Genomic DNA, 14,700 nt, shown 5'->3' with positions numbered 1-14,700 from the left:
GTCCGCTTAACGAACATGACCTTTCCGGCAACGGACGACTTCCGGCCAACTTGTTGACGCGGTCCTGACAGAACCGTCTTCCGGCTGACACTCTTCACCCCGTTCTGCGCACTTCTCGTTCTCCCGACGGCCACCTGCCGCCGGTACCCCCCTCGCAGAAGGAGTCCGCGTGAGATCCACGCCCAGCCGTCGTGCCACCGCGACCGGCGCTCTGATAGCCGCAGCAGCCCTCCTCGCCGTCGGAGTCCAGGCCGGTACGGCCACTGCCACTCCCGGCAGCGCCACCGCAGCGCTGCCGGCGGCCGCGGGCGCCGACCACGGCGCCCTGGCCAAGCAGCTCACCCCGTCCCAGCGCGCCGAGCTGATCCGCAAGGCCAGCGCGAGCACGGCGGCCACGGCCAAGGACCTCGGTCTCGGCTCTCAGGAGAAGCTCGTCGTCAAGGACGTCGTCCAGGACAACGACGGCACCACGCACACGCGTTACGAGCGCACCTTCGCCGGACTTCCGGTGCTCGGCGGCGACCTGGTCGTCCAGGAGACCAAGGCCGGGACCACGGAGAGCGTCACCAAGGCGTCCAAGGTCTCCAGCGCCCAGCTGAAGGCCGTGGACACGTCGGCCGACCTCGCACCCGCCGCGGCGGAGAAGCAGGCGCTCGGACTCGCCAAGGCCGACGGCTCCAAGAAGGCCGCGGCCGACCGGGCACCCCGCAAGGTGGTCTGGATGGCGCAGGGCAAGCCGCAGCTCGCCTACGAGACCGTCGTCGGCGGTCTCCAGAAGGACGGCACCCCGAACCAGCTGCACGTCATCACCGACGCCACCACCGGCGCGAAGCTGTACGAGTGGCAGGGCATCGAGAACGGCACCGGCAACACCGAGTACAGCGGCCAGGTCACCCTCGGCACCGCGCCGTCGTACACGCTGACCGACACGGGCCGCGGCAACCACAAGACGTACAACCTGAACCACGGCAGCTCCGGCACCGGGACGCTGTACTCCAAGTCCACCGACGTGTGGGGCGACGGCACCCCGCAGAACTCGGAGACCGCCGCCGCGGACGCCCACTACGGCGCCGCGGAGACGTGGGACTACTACAAGAACGTGTACGGCCGCACCGGCATCCGGGGCGACGGCGTCGGCGCGTACTCCCGCGTCCACTACGGCAACAACTACGTCAACGCCTTCTGGGACGACAGCTGCTTCTGCATGACCTACGGCGACGGCGACGGCAACGTGAACCCGCTGACCGCCCTCGACGTGGCCGCGCACGAGATGACGCACGGCGTCACCTCCGCCACCGCCGACCTGGTCTACAGCGGTGAGTCCGGTGGCCTCAACGAGGCGACCAGCGACATCTTCGCCACCGCGGTCGAGTTCTACGCCAACAACGCCACCGACAAGGGCGACTACCTCATCGGTGAGAAGATCGACATCAACGGCGACGGCACCCCGCTGCGCTACCAGGACAAGCCGAGCAGGGACGGCATGTCCAAGGACGCGTGGTACTCGGGTATCGGCAACGTCGACGTCCACTACTCCTCGGGCCCGGCGAACCACTTCTTCTACCTGCTCTCCGAGGGCAGCGGCGCCAAGGTCATCAACGGCGTCTCCTACGACTCCCCGACCTCCGACGGGCTGCCGGTGACCGGCATCGGCCGGGACAAGGCCGCGCTGATCTGGTACAAGGCGCTCACCACCAAGTTCACCTCCACCACGAACTACGCGTCGGCCCGTACCGGCACCCTCGCGGCGGCCGGTGAGCTGTACGGCACCACCAGCGCCGAGTACAAGTCCGTCGCCGACGCCTGGGCCGGCATCAACGTCGGCGCGCGCCCCGGCGGCGGCACCGACCCCGGCGGCACGGTCTTCGAGAACTCCACCGCGGTCGCCATCCCGGACCACGGCTCGGCCGTCACCAGCTCGATCAACGTCACCGGCCGCACGGGCAACGCGCCCAGCACCCTCAAGGTCGGCGTGGACATCACCCACACCTGGCGCGGTGACCTGGTCATCGACCTCGTCGCCCCGGACGGCACGGCCTACCGGCTGAAGAACGCCTCGTCCAGCGACTCGGCGGACAACGTCCAGACCACCTACACGGTCGACGCCTCCGCCAAGGCGGCCAACGGCACCTGGAAGCTGAAGGTCCAGGACCTCTACTCGGGCGACACCGGCAAGATCAACAGCTTCAAGCTGACCTTCTGATCCGGCTGCACCCTCTGCACCACCCAAGCCGGGTCCGGCCCGGCACGAACCGCCCGGGAGGAGCTCTCGCTTCCTCCCGGGCGGTTTCCCGTCCGCGGCGGCTTCGGCCTGCGGCGCCGGTCCCCTCGGGCGGTACGTCAGCGCATCAGCAGGCCCGCGCCGTCCCTCGCCGACTCCGCGGGCAGCGCCACCAGGCCGAGTTCCGCGCCGGTCGCCAGCAGGGGATGGGCGGGGAGCACGCGCACGGTGTAGCCGTACGGACCGGTGCGGTCGAGGGCGAGTGGACCGTCGTACAGCCAGCGGCCCTCCAGGTCCTGGCCTCCGGCGGGCTTCAGCGGGAAGACCTGGGCGTCCGAGATCCCGTCGGCGGCGTCCACCCGGCCCGCCACCGCCTGCACCTCCACATCGTCCGGCTCCAGCACCCCGAGCGCGATCCGGGCCCGCAGCAGCAGCGTCGACCCCAGCTCGGCCGGGCCGCCCGCGGTATCGGACGCCACGCCCTCCACATGGTCGACGGCGACGCGCGGCCAGGCGGCGCGGACCCGGGCCTTCCAGTCCGCGAGCTGCCGCGCCGTGCCGGGGTCCAGCGCACGCTGGGCGGTCGCGGCGGGCGCGTACAGCCGTTCCACGTACTCGGCCACCATGCGCCCCGCCAGGACCTTGGGCCCGAGCGTGCCCAGGGTGCGGCGGACCATCTCGATCCAGCGCTCGGGGAGACCCTCGCCGCCCCGGTCGTAGAAGCGCGGCGCGATCCGGTCCTCGATCAGCTCGTAGAGGGCACCCGCCTCCAGATCGTCCCGGCGGTCCTCGTCCGAACCCAGTCCGTCGGCCGTCGGGATCGCCCAGCCGAAGTCCGGCTCGAACCACTCGTCCCACCAGCCGTCGAGGACCGAGAGGTTGAGGCAGCCGTTGAGCGCGGCCTTCATGCCGCTCGTACCACAGGCCTCCAGCGGGCGCAGGGGGTTGTTGAGCCAGACGTCGCAGCCCGGGTAGAGCTTCTGCGCCATGGCCATCCCGTAGTCCGGCAGGAACACGATGCGATGGCGCACACGTGGATCGTCGGTAAACCGCACCAGCTCCCGCACCAGCCGCTTCCCGCCGTCGTCGGCGGGGTGGGCCTTGCCCGCGACGACGATCTGGATCGGATGGGTCGGGTGGAGCAGCAGTTCCCTCAGCCGGTCGCGGTCGCGCAGCATCAGCGTCAGCCGCTTGTACGAGGGCACCCGCCGGGCGAAGCCGATCGTCAGCACGTCCGGGTCCAGCACGTTGTCGATCCAGCCGAGTTCGGCGGCTTCCGCGCCCCGGTCGCGCCAGGAGGCGTAGAGCCGTTCGCGCACCTCGGCGACCAGTTGTGCGCGCAGGGCCCGCCGCAGTTCCCAGAGTTCCCGGTCCGGGACGTCGACGGCGGAGTCCCAGCGGCCGGGAGTACCGCCGTAGCCCTTGCGGAGCCGGAGGATCTCGGGCGCGACCCAGGTGGGCGCGTGTACCCCGTTGGTCACCGAGGTGATCGGCACCTCCGCCGCGTCGAAGCCGGGCCACAGCCCGGCGAACATCTCCCGGCTGACCGAGCCGTGCAGGGTGGAGACTCCGTTGGCCCGCTGGGCGAGCCGCAGCCCCATCACCGCCATGTTGAACAGCTCGGGTTCACCGCCGGGGTAGGTCTCCATGCCCAGTTGCAGGATGCGTTCGACGCCCACCCCGGGGAGTTCGCCGTCGTCCCCGAAGTGCCGGGCGACGAGCTCGCGGTCGAACCGGTCGATCCCGGCCGGCACGGGCGTGTGGGTGGTGAAGACCGTGCCGGCCCGTACCGACTCCACCGCGGAGTCGAAGTCCAGCCCGCTGCCGGAGAGTTCACGGATGCGTTCGAGCCCGAGGAAACCGGCGTGCCCCTCGTTGGTGTGGAACACCTCGGGCGCCGGATGCCCGGTGAGACGGCAGTACGTCCGTACGGCCCGTACGCCGCCGATGCCGAGGAGCATCTCCTGGAGCAGCCGGTGCTCGCTGCCGCCGCCGTACAGCCGGTCGGTCACCTCGCGTTCGCCCGGCGCGTTCTCCTCCACGGCGGAGTCGAGCATCAGCAGCGGTACGCGTCCCACCTGGGCCCGCCAGATGTGGGCGTGCAGCGAACGGCCGCCGGGCAGGGCCAGCACCACCTGGCTCGGGGTGCCGTCGGGCTCGCGCATCAGGGCGAGCGGGAGCTCGTTCGGGTCGAGCACGGGATAGTGCTCCTGCTGCCAGCCGTCGCGGGACAGGCTCTGGCGGAAGTAGCCGTGCCGGTAGAGCAGGCCGACCGCGACGAGGGGGACGCCGAGGTCGCTGGCGGCCTTCAGATGGTCCCCGGCGAGGATGCCGAGCCCGCCGGAGTACTGGGGCAGCGCGGCGGTCACCCCGAACTCGGGTGAGAAGTAGGCGACGGCGGCCGGCAGCTCCGCCCCCCGGGCCAGTTGCTCCTGGTACCACCTGGGCCCGTGCAGGTAGTCCCGGAGGTCCGCGGACACCTCGGTCAGCCGGTGCAGGAACTGCCGGTCGCGGGCGAGCTCGGCGAGTCGCCCGGCGGACACGGCACCGAGCAGCCGCACCGGGTCGCACTCCGCCGTCCGCCGGGCCTCCGGGTCGACGGCCTGGAAGAGCTCACGGGTCTCGGTGTGCCAGGACCAGCGCAGATTGCGGGCGAGGTCGCTGAGCGGTTGAAGGGGATCGGGGAGGACGGGACGCACGGTGAATCGACGAATGGCCTTCACGTGTTCCACCTTTACAGGGGACGCACGGATCCGAGGGGACGCACCACGGTGTGCGCCGCTCCGTCACCCTCGGCGCCGACGACGGACCGCGCACCGCGGCCGCGGCCCACGACCGGCTCACGGCACGACCCGCCGGACGGGCCGCCGGGCGGGCCGCCGGGCGGGCCGCCGCACGCTCGACGGCGTTCTTCCCCTTCTTCCGTCCGCGCACGTGCCGCCGGACGGGTCGCCCGCCCGCCGTCGCCCCCGGGCCCGCTCCGGATTTCTCCCGATGCCGCTCCGAGACGGCCCGAAATCCGTACGCCCCGCCTCTCCTCATACGCATCCGAAATCCCATACGGCCCATCAAAAACCACCCGCCCCATGCGTAATGGCCGATTCCGCCCCCTCATTCGGTCTTGTGGCGCTTCACACCAAGAGGAAGGCTTCCCAGTGGCGTCCGGGAGCACCGACGGGCCCGCACACGCGCGGCGGTGCTCGGCGCATTCCGGTCGTCACAGATACGCCCGATTAGTTGACACGCCACCGGATTGGCCCACCGAGAAGCATGGGAAGGCTTCTCCGGTACACAGCCCGAGTGCATCCAGGGAACATGCGAATGCCGCCCGAATGCAGCATGAATGCGAGGCACCCGCGGGACCGGTGTTCATCCGGTTTACCTCCGCGAAACACATCCGCACCCCGGCCATTCGAGTGCCATTCGAGTGAATGCGGACAGGAGCGGCCATGCCCACACCCCGTCAGCCGTCGACAGAGCAGCTAGAAAGGACGGACCCCATCGGTCGCGGTGCGCGTATTCCGCCCTCCGCGGTCACGTCGCGTCCCGTTCGGCCCGAGCCCCAGTCCCCAGGTGATTCCATGATCGGTCGCATTCCCGTCCTCGACGTCCGCCCTCTCGTCGACTGCGGCAGAAGGCCCGCCAAGGCCGTTGCCGGTGAGACCTTCCAGATCACCGCGACCGTCTTCCGGGAGGGCCACGACGCCGTCGCCGCCCAGGTGGTCCTGCGGGATCCGAACGGGCGCCCCGGCCCCTGGACGGCGATGCGCGAGCTCGCTCCCGGCACCGATCGCTGGGGCGCCGACGTCACCCCGTCCGCCGAGGGCCGCTGGACGTATACGGTCGAGGCCTGGAGCGATCCGGTCACCACCTGGCAGCAGCACGCCGGGGTCAAGATCCCGGCCGGTATCGACACCGCGCTCGTCCTGGCGGAGGGCGCCGAGCTGTACGAGCGGGCCGCCGCGGGCGTGCCCAAGCGGGACGGGCGCGAGGCGGTGCTGGACGCGGCCGACGCCTTGCGCGACACGTCCCGTCCGGCCGCCGCCCGGCTCGCCGGGGCGCTCGCCCCCGAGGCACTGGCCGCGCTCGCCCGTCACCCGCTGCGCGAACTGGTCACCGCGTCCCCGCCGCTCCCCCTGCTGGTCGAACGCCGGCGGGCCCTGTTCGGATCCTGGTACGAGCTGTTCCCCCGCTCCGAGGGCGCCAGGGTCGTGCCCGCCGGGCCGGCCGGTACGGCGAAGAAGGGCAGGGCCGGGAAGACCGCGGCCCGGCCGGAGAGGATCATCAGCGGCACCTTCCGTACGGCTGCCGAGCGGCTCCCCGCGGTCGCCGCCATGGGCTTCGACGTGGTCTACCTCCCACCCGTCCACCCCATCGGAACCACCCATCGCAAGGGCCCCAACAACTCGCTCTCCCCCGCCCCTCACGACGTGGGCGTGCCCTGGGCGATCGGCTCGGCCGAGGGCGGTCACGACTCCGTGCATCCCGAGCTCGGCACGCTCGACGACTTCGATCATTTCGTCGCGACCGCCCGCACCCTGCGCATGGAGATCGCGCTGGATTTCGCGCTCCAGTGCTCGCCCGACCACCCCTGGGTCGAGAAGCACCCCGAATGGTTCCACCATCGCGCGGACGGCACGATCGCCTATGCGGAGAATCCGCCGAAGAAATATCAGGACATCTATCCGATCGCCTTCGACAAGGATCTGCGCGGGCTGGTCGCGGAGACCGTACGCATTCTCCGTTTCTGGATGGATCACGGGGTGCGGATCTTCCGTGTCGACAATCCGCACACCAAACCGGTGATCTTCTGGGAGAAGGTGATCGCCGATATCAATCGGACCGATCCGGATGTGATCTTCCTGGCCGAGGCATTCACCCGGCCCGCGATGATGCGTGCGCTCGCCACCATCGGATTCCAGCAGTCGTACACGTATTTCACCTGGCGCAACAGCAAGCAGGAAATCACCGACTACGTCACCGAGTTGTCGGCCGAGACCGCCTCCTACATGCGGCCCAACTTCTTCGTGAACACCCCGGACATCCTGCCGGAATACCTCCAGGACGGCGGCCGTCCGGCCTTCGAGGCACGGGCCGTCCTGGCCGCCACGCTCTCTCCGTCCTGGGGGGTGTACGCGGGGTACGAACTGTGCGAGAACACCCCGGCAGGGCCCGGCAGTGAGGAGTACCTCGACTCGGAGAAGTATCAGATCCGGCCCCGGGACTGGGAGTCGGCGGAGCGCGAGGGCCGCTCCCTGGCCCCCCTCATCACCCGGCTCAACCGCATCAGGCGATGCCACCCGGCGCTGCAGCAACTGCGCGATGTCCACTTCCACTCCGTCGACAACGACGCCTTGATCGCTTACAGCAAGCGTTCCGGGTCGAACATCGTTCTGGTGGTCGTCAACCTCGACCCGCACCACACCCAGGAGGCCACGGTCTCGTTGGACATGCCGCGACTCGGCCTCGACCGGCACGAGAGCGTGCCGGTGCGCGACGAGCTCACCGGCGATACCTATCACTGGGGCAGGACCTTCTATGTGCGTCTGGAGCCGGGCGTCACGCCCGCGCACATCGTCGTCCTGCGACCGTCCCCGCCGACCGGAGGGTCACCCACACCATGATCGTCAATGAGCCCGTCCACGACACGTTCGAGGACACCCCGGCCAAGGACCGCGATCCCGACTGGTTCAAGCGCGCCGTTTTCTATGAGGTCCTCGTCCGGTCCTTCCAGGACTCCAACGGCGACGGCATCGGCGACCTCAAGGGCATCACCGCCAAGCTGGACTATCTGCAGTGGCTCGGCGTCGACTGCCTCTGGCTGCCGCCGTTCTTCAAGTCGCCGCTGCGCGACGGCGGTTACGACGTCTCCGACTACACCGCCGTGCTCCCGGAGTTCGGCGACCTGGCCGACTTCGTGGAGTTCGTCGACGCCGCGCACCAGCGCGGGATGCGCGTGATCATCGACTTCGTCATGAACCACACGAGCGATCAGCACGACTGGTTCCAGCAGTCCCGCACCGACCCGGAGGGACCGTACGGCGACTACTACGTCTGGGCCGACGACGACAAGCAGTTCCCGGACGCCCGGATCATCTTCGTCGACACGGAGACGTCCAACTGGACCTTCGACCCGGTGCGCAAGCAGTACTACTGGCACCGGTTCTTCTCCCACCAGCCCGATCTCAACTACGAGAACCCGGCGGTGCAGGAGGAGATCATCTCCGCGCTGCGCTTCTGGCTGGACCTCGGCATCGACGGATTCCGTGTGGACGCCGTGCCGTACCTCTACCAGCGCGAGGGCACCAACTGCGAGAACCTCCCGGAGACCCACGACTTCCTCAAGCGGGTCCGCAAGGAGATCGACGCGCACTACCCGGACACCGTGCTGCTCGCCGAGGCCAACCAGTGGCCGGAGGACGTCGTCGACTACTTCGGCGAGTTCCAGGCCGGCGGCGACGAGTGCCACATGGCGTTCCACTTCCCCGTGATGCCGCGGATCTTCATGGCCGTCCGGCGCGAGAGCCGCTACCCGGTCTCCGAAATCCTGGCGAAGACACCGGCGATCCCGGAGAACTGCCAGTGGGGCATCTTCCTGCGCAACCACGACGAGCTCACCCTCGAAATGGTCACGGACGAAGAGCGCGACTACATGTACGCGGAGTACGCCAAGGATCCGCGGATGCGGGCCAACATCGGCATCCGGCGACGGCTGGCGCCCCTGCTGGACAACGACCGCAACCAGATCGAACTGTTCACGGCGCTGCTGCTCTCCCTGCCCGGCTCCCCGATCCTCTACTACGGGGACGAGATCGGGATGGGCGACAACATCTGGCTGGGCGACCGGGACGCGGTACGGACGCCGATGCAGTGGACGCCCGACCGGAATGCCGGTTTCTCCTCCAGCGACCCCGGGCGGCTCTACCTCCCCACGATCATGGATCCGGTCTACGGCTACCAAGTCACCAATGTCGAGGCGTCGATGGCCTCCCCGTCGTCGCTGCTGCACTGGACGCGGCGGATGATCGAGATCCGCAAGCAGAACCCCGCCTTCGGCCTCGGCTCCTTCAACGAGCTGCCGTCGTCGAACCCCGCCGTCCTCGCCTTCACCCGTGAGCACGGGGACGATCTCGTGCTGTGCGTACACAACTTCTCGCGGTTCGCGCAGCCCACGGAGGTCGATCTGCGGTCGTTCAGCGGGCGGCATCCGGTGGAGCTGATCGGTGGAGTGCGCTTCCCCGCCATCGGTCAGTGGCCCTACCTGCTGACGCTCGCGGGACACGGGTTCTACTGGTTCCGGCTGCGCAAGGACGCGCCGCCGAGCTGACCGAACGGCACCGCGCACCACCCGTCGCGGGGCGGTTTCCGCCGCCCCGCACGGGGCACTCTCCCCCGCATCGGACGCTTCCGGGCCCTTCCGGGTCCCCTCCGGCGTTTCGATCCCTTCGAGTCGAGTCCGTACGGACCATCCTGACCCGACACGTCCCGCACAGCCGGACAGCTATTGCCGCAATCCGGGACACTCTTCGCATCCTGTGGTGTGCCCGGGGAAAGGACGCGATGCCATGTCGGAGGCTGCATCCACTCGGGTCGCCCTGACCGACAGCACAGCTCTGCTCCCGTCCCTCGCCCCCCTGCTGCACGAATGGCTGCCCCGGCAGCGGTGGTTCGCGGGCAAGGGCCAGCCGATCACGGCCTTCTCACTGCTGTCGGCGACCGAGATACTGCCGGTGGGCACGGACTCCCTCAGCACCCGGACCGGACTGCTCCATCTGCTGGTGCGAGCCCATCAGCCCTCCATGCCCGGCCAGTCGCCGGACGACTGCTACCAACTGCTCCTCGGCGTACGGTCCGCGCTGCCGCCGCGGCTGGCACCCGCACTCATCGGTCATGTGGCGGGCGGACCGCTGGCCGGCCGCAGCGTCTACGAGGGCCTGCACGATCCGCGCCTGGCCGAACTCCTGCTGGAGCGGCTGCGCACCCCCGGCACCCTCGGCGCGCTGCGCTTCGACCGGGGCAGCGCCCCGATCGCCGCGAGGCTGGCGCCGCGACTGCTCGACACCGAGCAGTCCAACACCTCACTCGTCTACGGCGACGCCTACATCCTCAAGATCTTCCGCCGGATCTTCCCGGGCACCAACCCCGATCTGGAACTGCCGCTCGCGCTCGCGCGCGAGGGCTGCGGCCGGGTGCCCTCCCCCGTCGCCTGGTTCGAGGCCGCCACCCCCGAGCCGCTCACCCTCGGTGTCCTGCAGCCGTTCCTGCGCGGCGCGGAGGACGGCTGGCAGCTCGCCCTGCGCGCCCTCGCCAAGGGCCTCGACTTCACCGGCGAGGCACACGCCCTCGGCAGGGCCACCGCCGAGGTCCACACCGCGCTCGCCGCCGCCCTGCCGACACCCGCCCTGCGCCGCGCCCAGACCGAACATCTCGCCGCCGCGATGGTGCAGCGGCTGGAAGCCGCCGCGCACGCGGTGCCGGCGCTCGTGCCGTACGTCCCCGGCCTGCGCACCGCCTTCGACGCGGTGGCCTCGCTGGGGCACCGGGGCCGCGGCTGGGCGGCCCAGCGGGTGCACGGCGATCTCCACCTCGGCCAGACCCTGCGCGCGGCCGACGGCTTCTGGTCACTGATCGACTTCGAGGGCGAACCGGCCAAGCCGCTGCCCGAGCGCCGCCGGCCGCAGCCCCCGGTGCGCGACATCGCGGGCATGCTCCGCTCCTTCGACTACGCGGCCCGCTCGCACCGCCCGTGGAACGCCGAGTGGGCGGCACACTGCCGGACCGCCTACTGCGAGGGGTACGCCGAGGCCGCGGGCATCGACCCGCGCAGCGAACCGGAACTGCTGCGCGCCCACGAGACCGACAAGGCGGTGTACGAGGTGCTGTACGAGGCACGGCACCGGCCCGACTGGCTTCCGGTCCCGATGGCGGCGATCCACCGCCTCGCCACCGTCGCCGACTGACGGACCGGACACCGCTCCTTCCCGTTCACGGCCCCGCCACCGTCGCTCCGGTACCCGCTCTTTTCACCCTGTTCCTTCCCCGCCCCGCCCTCACCGTTCCGCCCCCACCTCCCGAGGAGGCCGTCCCTGTGACCGCCCGCAAGCCGTCCCGCCCCACGCCCGCCCGCACCGAGACCGAGGTCCCCCAGGTCCCGCCACCGACACCGGCCGGGACGGCATCCCCCGCGGCTCCGGCGGAGGCGGCCGCCCGGCCCTCCCCGGAAGCGGCCGCCCCGCCGTCACCGGAAGCGGCCACTCCGGCCGAGCGGGAGAAACCGGCGGCCGGACGAACGGCCGCCGGCACCGAGGCCGCCGAGGCGCAGCGGCCCCGGCAAGGCGCCGGAAGCCAGGGGGTACGAACGGCCCCGCCCCTCGACGACGGCGACCGGGCCCGGCTCCTCTCCGGCGAGCACCACGCCCCGCACGACCTGCTCGGCGCCCACCCGGTCCGCGGCGGTGTCGCCTTCCGGGTGCTGCGCCCGTACGCGCGGTCCGTCACCGTGCTCGCCAAGGGGCTGCGGGCCCAGCTGCACGACGACGGCGACGGCCTCTTCTCCGGGCTGCTGCCGATGCCCGCGCTCCCCGAGTACCGGCTCCTGGTCGCCTACGACGACAACGAGATCGAGGTGCACGACCCGTACCGCTTCCTGCCCGCGCTCGGCGACCTCGATCTGCATCTGATCGGCGAGGGGCGGCACGAGGAGCTGTGGACCGCCCTCGGCGCGCAGCCCATGGAACACCAGGGCGTCACGGGCACGCGGTTCACCGTCTGGGCTCCGGACGCCCGCGGGGTGCGGGTCGTCGGCGATTTCAACTTCTGGGACGGCACCGGCTTCCCGATGCGTTCGCTCGGCTCCAGCGGGGTGTGGGAGCTGTTCCTGCCCGCGATCGGGGAGGGCACGCTCTACAAGTTCGACATCTGCCGCCCGGACGGCTCGCACACCACGCGCGCCGACCCGATGGCCCGCCACACCGAGGTACCGCCCGCCACCGCCTCGATCGTGACGGCCCCGCATCACGAGTGGCGGGACCAGGAGTGGATGGCGCACCGGGGGGACGTACCGGTGCACGAGGCGCCGTTCTCCGTGTACGAGGTGCATCTGCCTTCCTGGCGACCTGGCTTGACGTATCGTCAGCTTGCCTCGCAACTTCCCGCGTACGTGAAGGACCTGGGGTTCACGCATGTGGAGATGATGCCGGTCTCCGAGCATCCCTTCGGCGGTTCGTGGGGCTATCAGGTCACCGGCTTCTACGCACCGACGTCGCGTCTGGGCACACCGGACGACTTCCGATTCCTGGTCGACGCGCTGCACCGGGCCGGCATCGGCGTCCTCGTCGACTGGGTGCCCGCGCACTTCCCGCGCGACGACTGGGCGCTCGCGGAGTTCGACGGCCGTCCGCTGTACGAGCACTCGGACCCGTCGCGGGCGGCGCATCCGGACTGGGGCACGCTGGAATTCGACTTCGGACGCAAGGAAGTGCGCAACTTCCTTGTGTCCAACGCCACTTACTGGTGCGAGGAGTTCCACATCGACGGCCTGCGGGTCGACGCCGTCGCCTCGATGCTCTATCTCGACTACTCGCGCGAGGACGGGGACTGGTCCCCGAACGAGCGCGGCGGCCGGGAGAATCTGGACGCCGTCTCCTTCCTCCAGGAGATGAACGCCACCGTCTACCGGCGCAACCCGGGCGTCGTCACCATCGCCGAGGAGTCCACCGCCTGGAACGGCGTCACCCGCGCCACCCACCACGTCGGCCCCGACGGTTTCGGCGGGCTCGGCTTCGGGCTGAAGTGGAACATGGGCTGGATGCACGACTCCCTCCAGTACATGTCGAAGGAGCCGGTGCACCGCAAGTACCACCACAACGAGATGACCTTCTCGATGGTGTACGCGTACAGCGAGAACTATGTCCTGCCGATCTCGCACGACGAGGTGGTGCACGGAAAGCAGGCGCTCGTCAGCAAGATGCCCGGCGACTGGTGGCAGCGGCGCGCCAACCACCGGGCGTACCTCGGCTTCATGTGGGCCCACCCTGGCAAGCAACTCCTCTTCATGGGACAGGAGTTCGCGCAGGGCGCCGAGTGGTCGGAGGGGCACGGCCCGGACTGGTGGCTGCTCGACCCCTCGTACGAGGCGGAGAGCGACCACCGGGGTGTACGCGCCCTGGTGGGCGATCTGAACGCGGTGTACGCCGCCACCCCCGCGCTCTGGCAGCGCGACACCGTCCCGGAGGGCTTCGCCTGGGTGGACGGCGGTGCGGCCGAGGACAACGCCTTCGCCTTCCTGCGCTACGACGCGCACGGCTCGCCGCTGCTCGCCGTCAGCAATTTCTCCCCGGTGGTGCGGCACGACTACCGCATCGGCGTGCCGGACGTCCTCGGTGATCAGGTCGCGTGGACGGAGGTCCTCAACACGGACGCCGCACGGTACGGCGGCAGCGACGTGCGCCGTCCCGGACCGCTGAAGCCCGAACGGGTCGCGGCGCACGGCCGGCCCGGCAGCATTCTGCTGACGCTGCCGCCACTGGCGACGGTCTGGCTGAAGCCGGTGTGAGTCCACCCGCGGGGCCCGCGGCCGGCTTCTGGCTGCGGGCCCCGCACCGTGCCCGCCTTCGAGCCCGAACCGGCATGCAGCATCATGTGCGCGTGATCACCATTCATCTGAAATACGAGATCGACGCCGACAAGCTCGCGGACTTCGAGGAATACGGCCGCCGCTGGGTCGGGCTCGTCAACCGTTTCGGCGGGACGCACCACGGCTACTTCCTGCCGAGTGAGGGCGACAGCGACATCGCCTACGCCCTCTTCTCCTTTCCCAGCCTCGCCGCGTACGAGCAGTACCGCACGGACAGCATGTCCGACCCGGAGTGCCAGGACGCCTTCGAACTGGCCCGTCGCACCCGCTGCATCAAGCGGTACGAGCGCCGCTTCCTGCGGCCGCTCGACGCCACGTCCTAGGCCAGGAGCTGGGCTCGTGTTCGGGTTCGGCATCCGGCTCCCGCTTCGCAGCGAGGGTCCGCCGGACGTGCCCGGGGCAACCGGACGGTGCGGTGGGTACTGCCCACGGTCTGCCCGGCGCGGAGCCGCGCCAGGTGCTGCGGGCAGATCCGAGCACGGCCCGTCAGCGGCAACCGCGGGCATTGAGCCGGGCGGCCTGACGCGTCAGGTGGTCGCGCTCGGCGAGGTTGGGTGCCTTGAGGGCCGCCTCGGCGTACAACCGTGCCGCCGTCGCCAGGTCGCCGTCGCGTTCATGGAGGTACGCCGCCACCGCGGCGTGGCGGGGCAGTGAGTCGCCCAGCGCCACGAGTGCCGCCAGGCCGGCACGCGGCCCGTCGGCCTCGCCGACGGCCACCGCGCGGTTGAGCCGGACGACCGGACTGCCGGTCAGGCGCGCGAGCTCGTCGTACCACTCGACGATCTGCACCCAGTCGGTCTCCGCGGCGGTGGGCACGTCGGACCCGGACGACCGGAGCACGGAC

The 14,700-nt window shown here is 70.5% G+C and carries 7 protein-coding genes and 1 pseudogene; 6 read left to right on the top strand and 2 right to left on the bottom strand.

Annotated elements, in window-relative coordinates:
- Window positions 1-169 precede the first annotated feature (169 nt).
- Window positions 170-2,203, top strand: coding sequence for a M4 family metallopeptidase (locus ACIOMQ_RS33235; RefSeq protein ID WP_362204880.1), 2,034 nt, complete (start codon window positions 170-172; stop codon window positions 2,201-2,203).
- 137 nt (window positions 2,204-2,340) lie between these two features.
- Here the strand turns inward: ACIOMQ_RS33235 and glgP are convergent, their stop codons facing one another.
- Window positions 2,341-4,944: an alpha-glucan family phosphorylase gene (glgP, locus tag ACIOMQ_RS33230; RefSeq protein ID WP_362204877.1), complete on the bottom strand. Its 2,604-nt coding sequence runs from the start codon at window positions 4,942-4,944 to the stop codon at window positions 2,341-2,343.
- Between the two features lie 858 nt (window positions 4,945-5,802).
- Between glgP and ACIOMQ_RS33225 the strand changes: the two genes are divergently transcribed.
- The 5 genes from ACIOMQ_RS33225 to ACIOMQ_RS33205 all read left to right on the top strand — a co-directional run bounded on the left by ACIOMQ_RS33225 (window position 5,803) and on the right by ACIOMQ_RS33205 (window position 14,179).
- Entirely contained in the window at window positions 5,803-7,845 is a 2,043-nt protein-coding gene (locus ACIOMQ_RS33225) for an alpha-1,4-glucan--maltose-1-phosphate maltosyltransferase (RefSeq protein ID WP_402191553.1), read from the top strand.
- The gene (gene treS / locus ACIOMQ_RS33220; RefSeq protein ID WP_362204871.1) at window positions 7,842-9,548 is read left to right on the top strand and encodes a maltose alpha-D-glucosyltransferase; all 1,707 of its coding nucleotides are present in this window, start codon (window positions 7,842-7,844) and stop codon (window positions 9,546-9,548) included. Before ACIOMQ_RS33225 ends, treS begins: the two co-directional genes overlap by 4 nt.
- A gap of 238 nt (window positions 9,549-9,786) precedes the next feature.
- Window positions 9,787-11,181 (top strand): maltokinase N-terminal cap-like domain-containing protein, encoded by a 1,395-nt coding sequence (locus ACIOMQ_RS33215; protein WP_362204868.1) that lies wholly within the window; start codon window positions 9,787-9,789, stop codon window positions 11,179-11,181.
- Window positions 11,182-11,309: 128 nt separating this feature from the next.
- The gene (gene glgB / locus ACIOMQ_RS33210) at window positions 11,310-13,775 is read left to right on the top strand and encodes a 1,4-alpha-glucan branching enzyme (RefSeq protein WP_402191550.1); all 2,466 of its coding nucleotides are present in this window, start codon (window positions 11,310-11,312) and stop codon (window positions 13,773-13,775) included.
- 92 nt (window positions 13,776-13,867) lie between these two features.
- A complete protein-coding gene (locus ACIOMQ_RS33205) occupies window positions 13,868-14,179 on the top strand; it encodes an NIPSNAP family protein (RefSeq protein ID WP_362204862.1) in 312 nt (103 codons plus the stop codon).
- A 163-nt stretch (window positions 14,180-14,342) separates the two neighbouring features.
- On the opposite strand, the pseudogene ACIOMQ_RS33200 reads toward ACIOMQ_RS33205, so the two are convergent.
- A pseudogene (locus ACIOMQ_RS33200) lies at window positions 14,343-14,678 on the bottom strand (RNA polymerase subunit sigma-24); the annotation flags it as partial.
- Window positions 14,679-14,700 lie beyond the last annotated feature (22 nt).

The sequence above is a fragment of the Streptomyces sp. NPDC087845 genome (assembly GCF_044742755.1).
In the GTDB taxonomy this organism is placed as follows: Bacteria; Actinomycetota; Actinomycetes; order Streptomycetales; family Streptomycetaceae; genus Streptomyces.
Note: the sequence above shows the minus strand (reverse complement) of the source record. Positions and strands in the feature narration are given on the sequence as shown.

Bases quoted from the DNA above. Each gene is read 5' to 3' on its own strand.
- ACIOMQ_RS33225 (WP_402191553.1), top strand. From the start codon at position 5,803: ATGATCGGTCGCATTCCCGTCCTCGACGTCCGCCCTCTCGTCGACTGC.
- treS (WP_362204871.1), top strand. From the start codon at position 7,842: ATGATCGTCAATGAGCCCGTCCACGACACGTTCGAGGACACCCCGGCC.
- ACIOMQ_RS33215 (WP_362204868.1), top strand. From the start codon at position 9,787: ATGTCGGAGGCTGCATCCACTCGGGTCGCCCTGACCGACAGCACAGCT.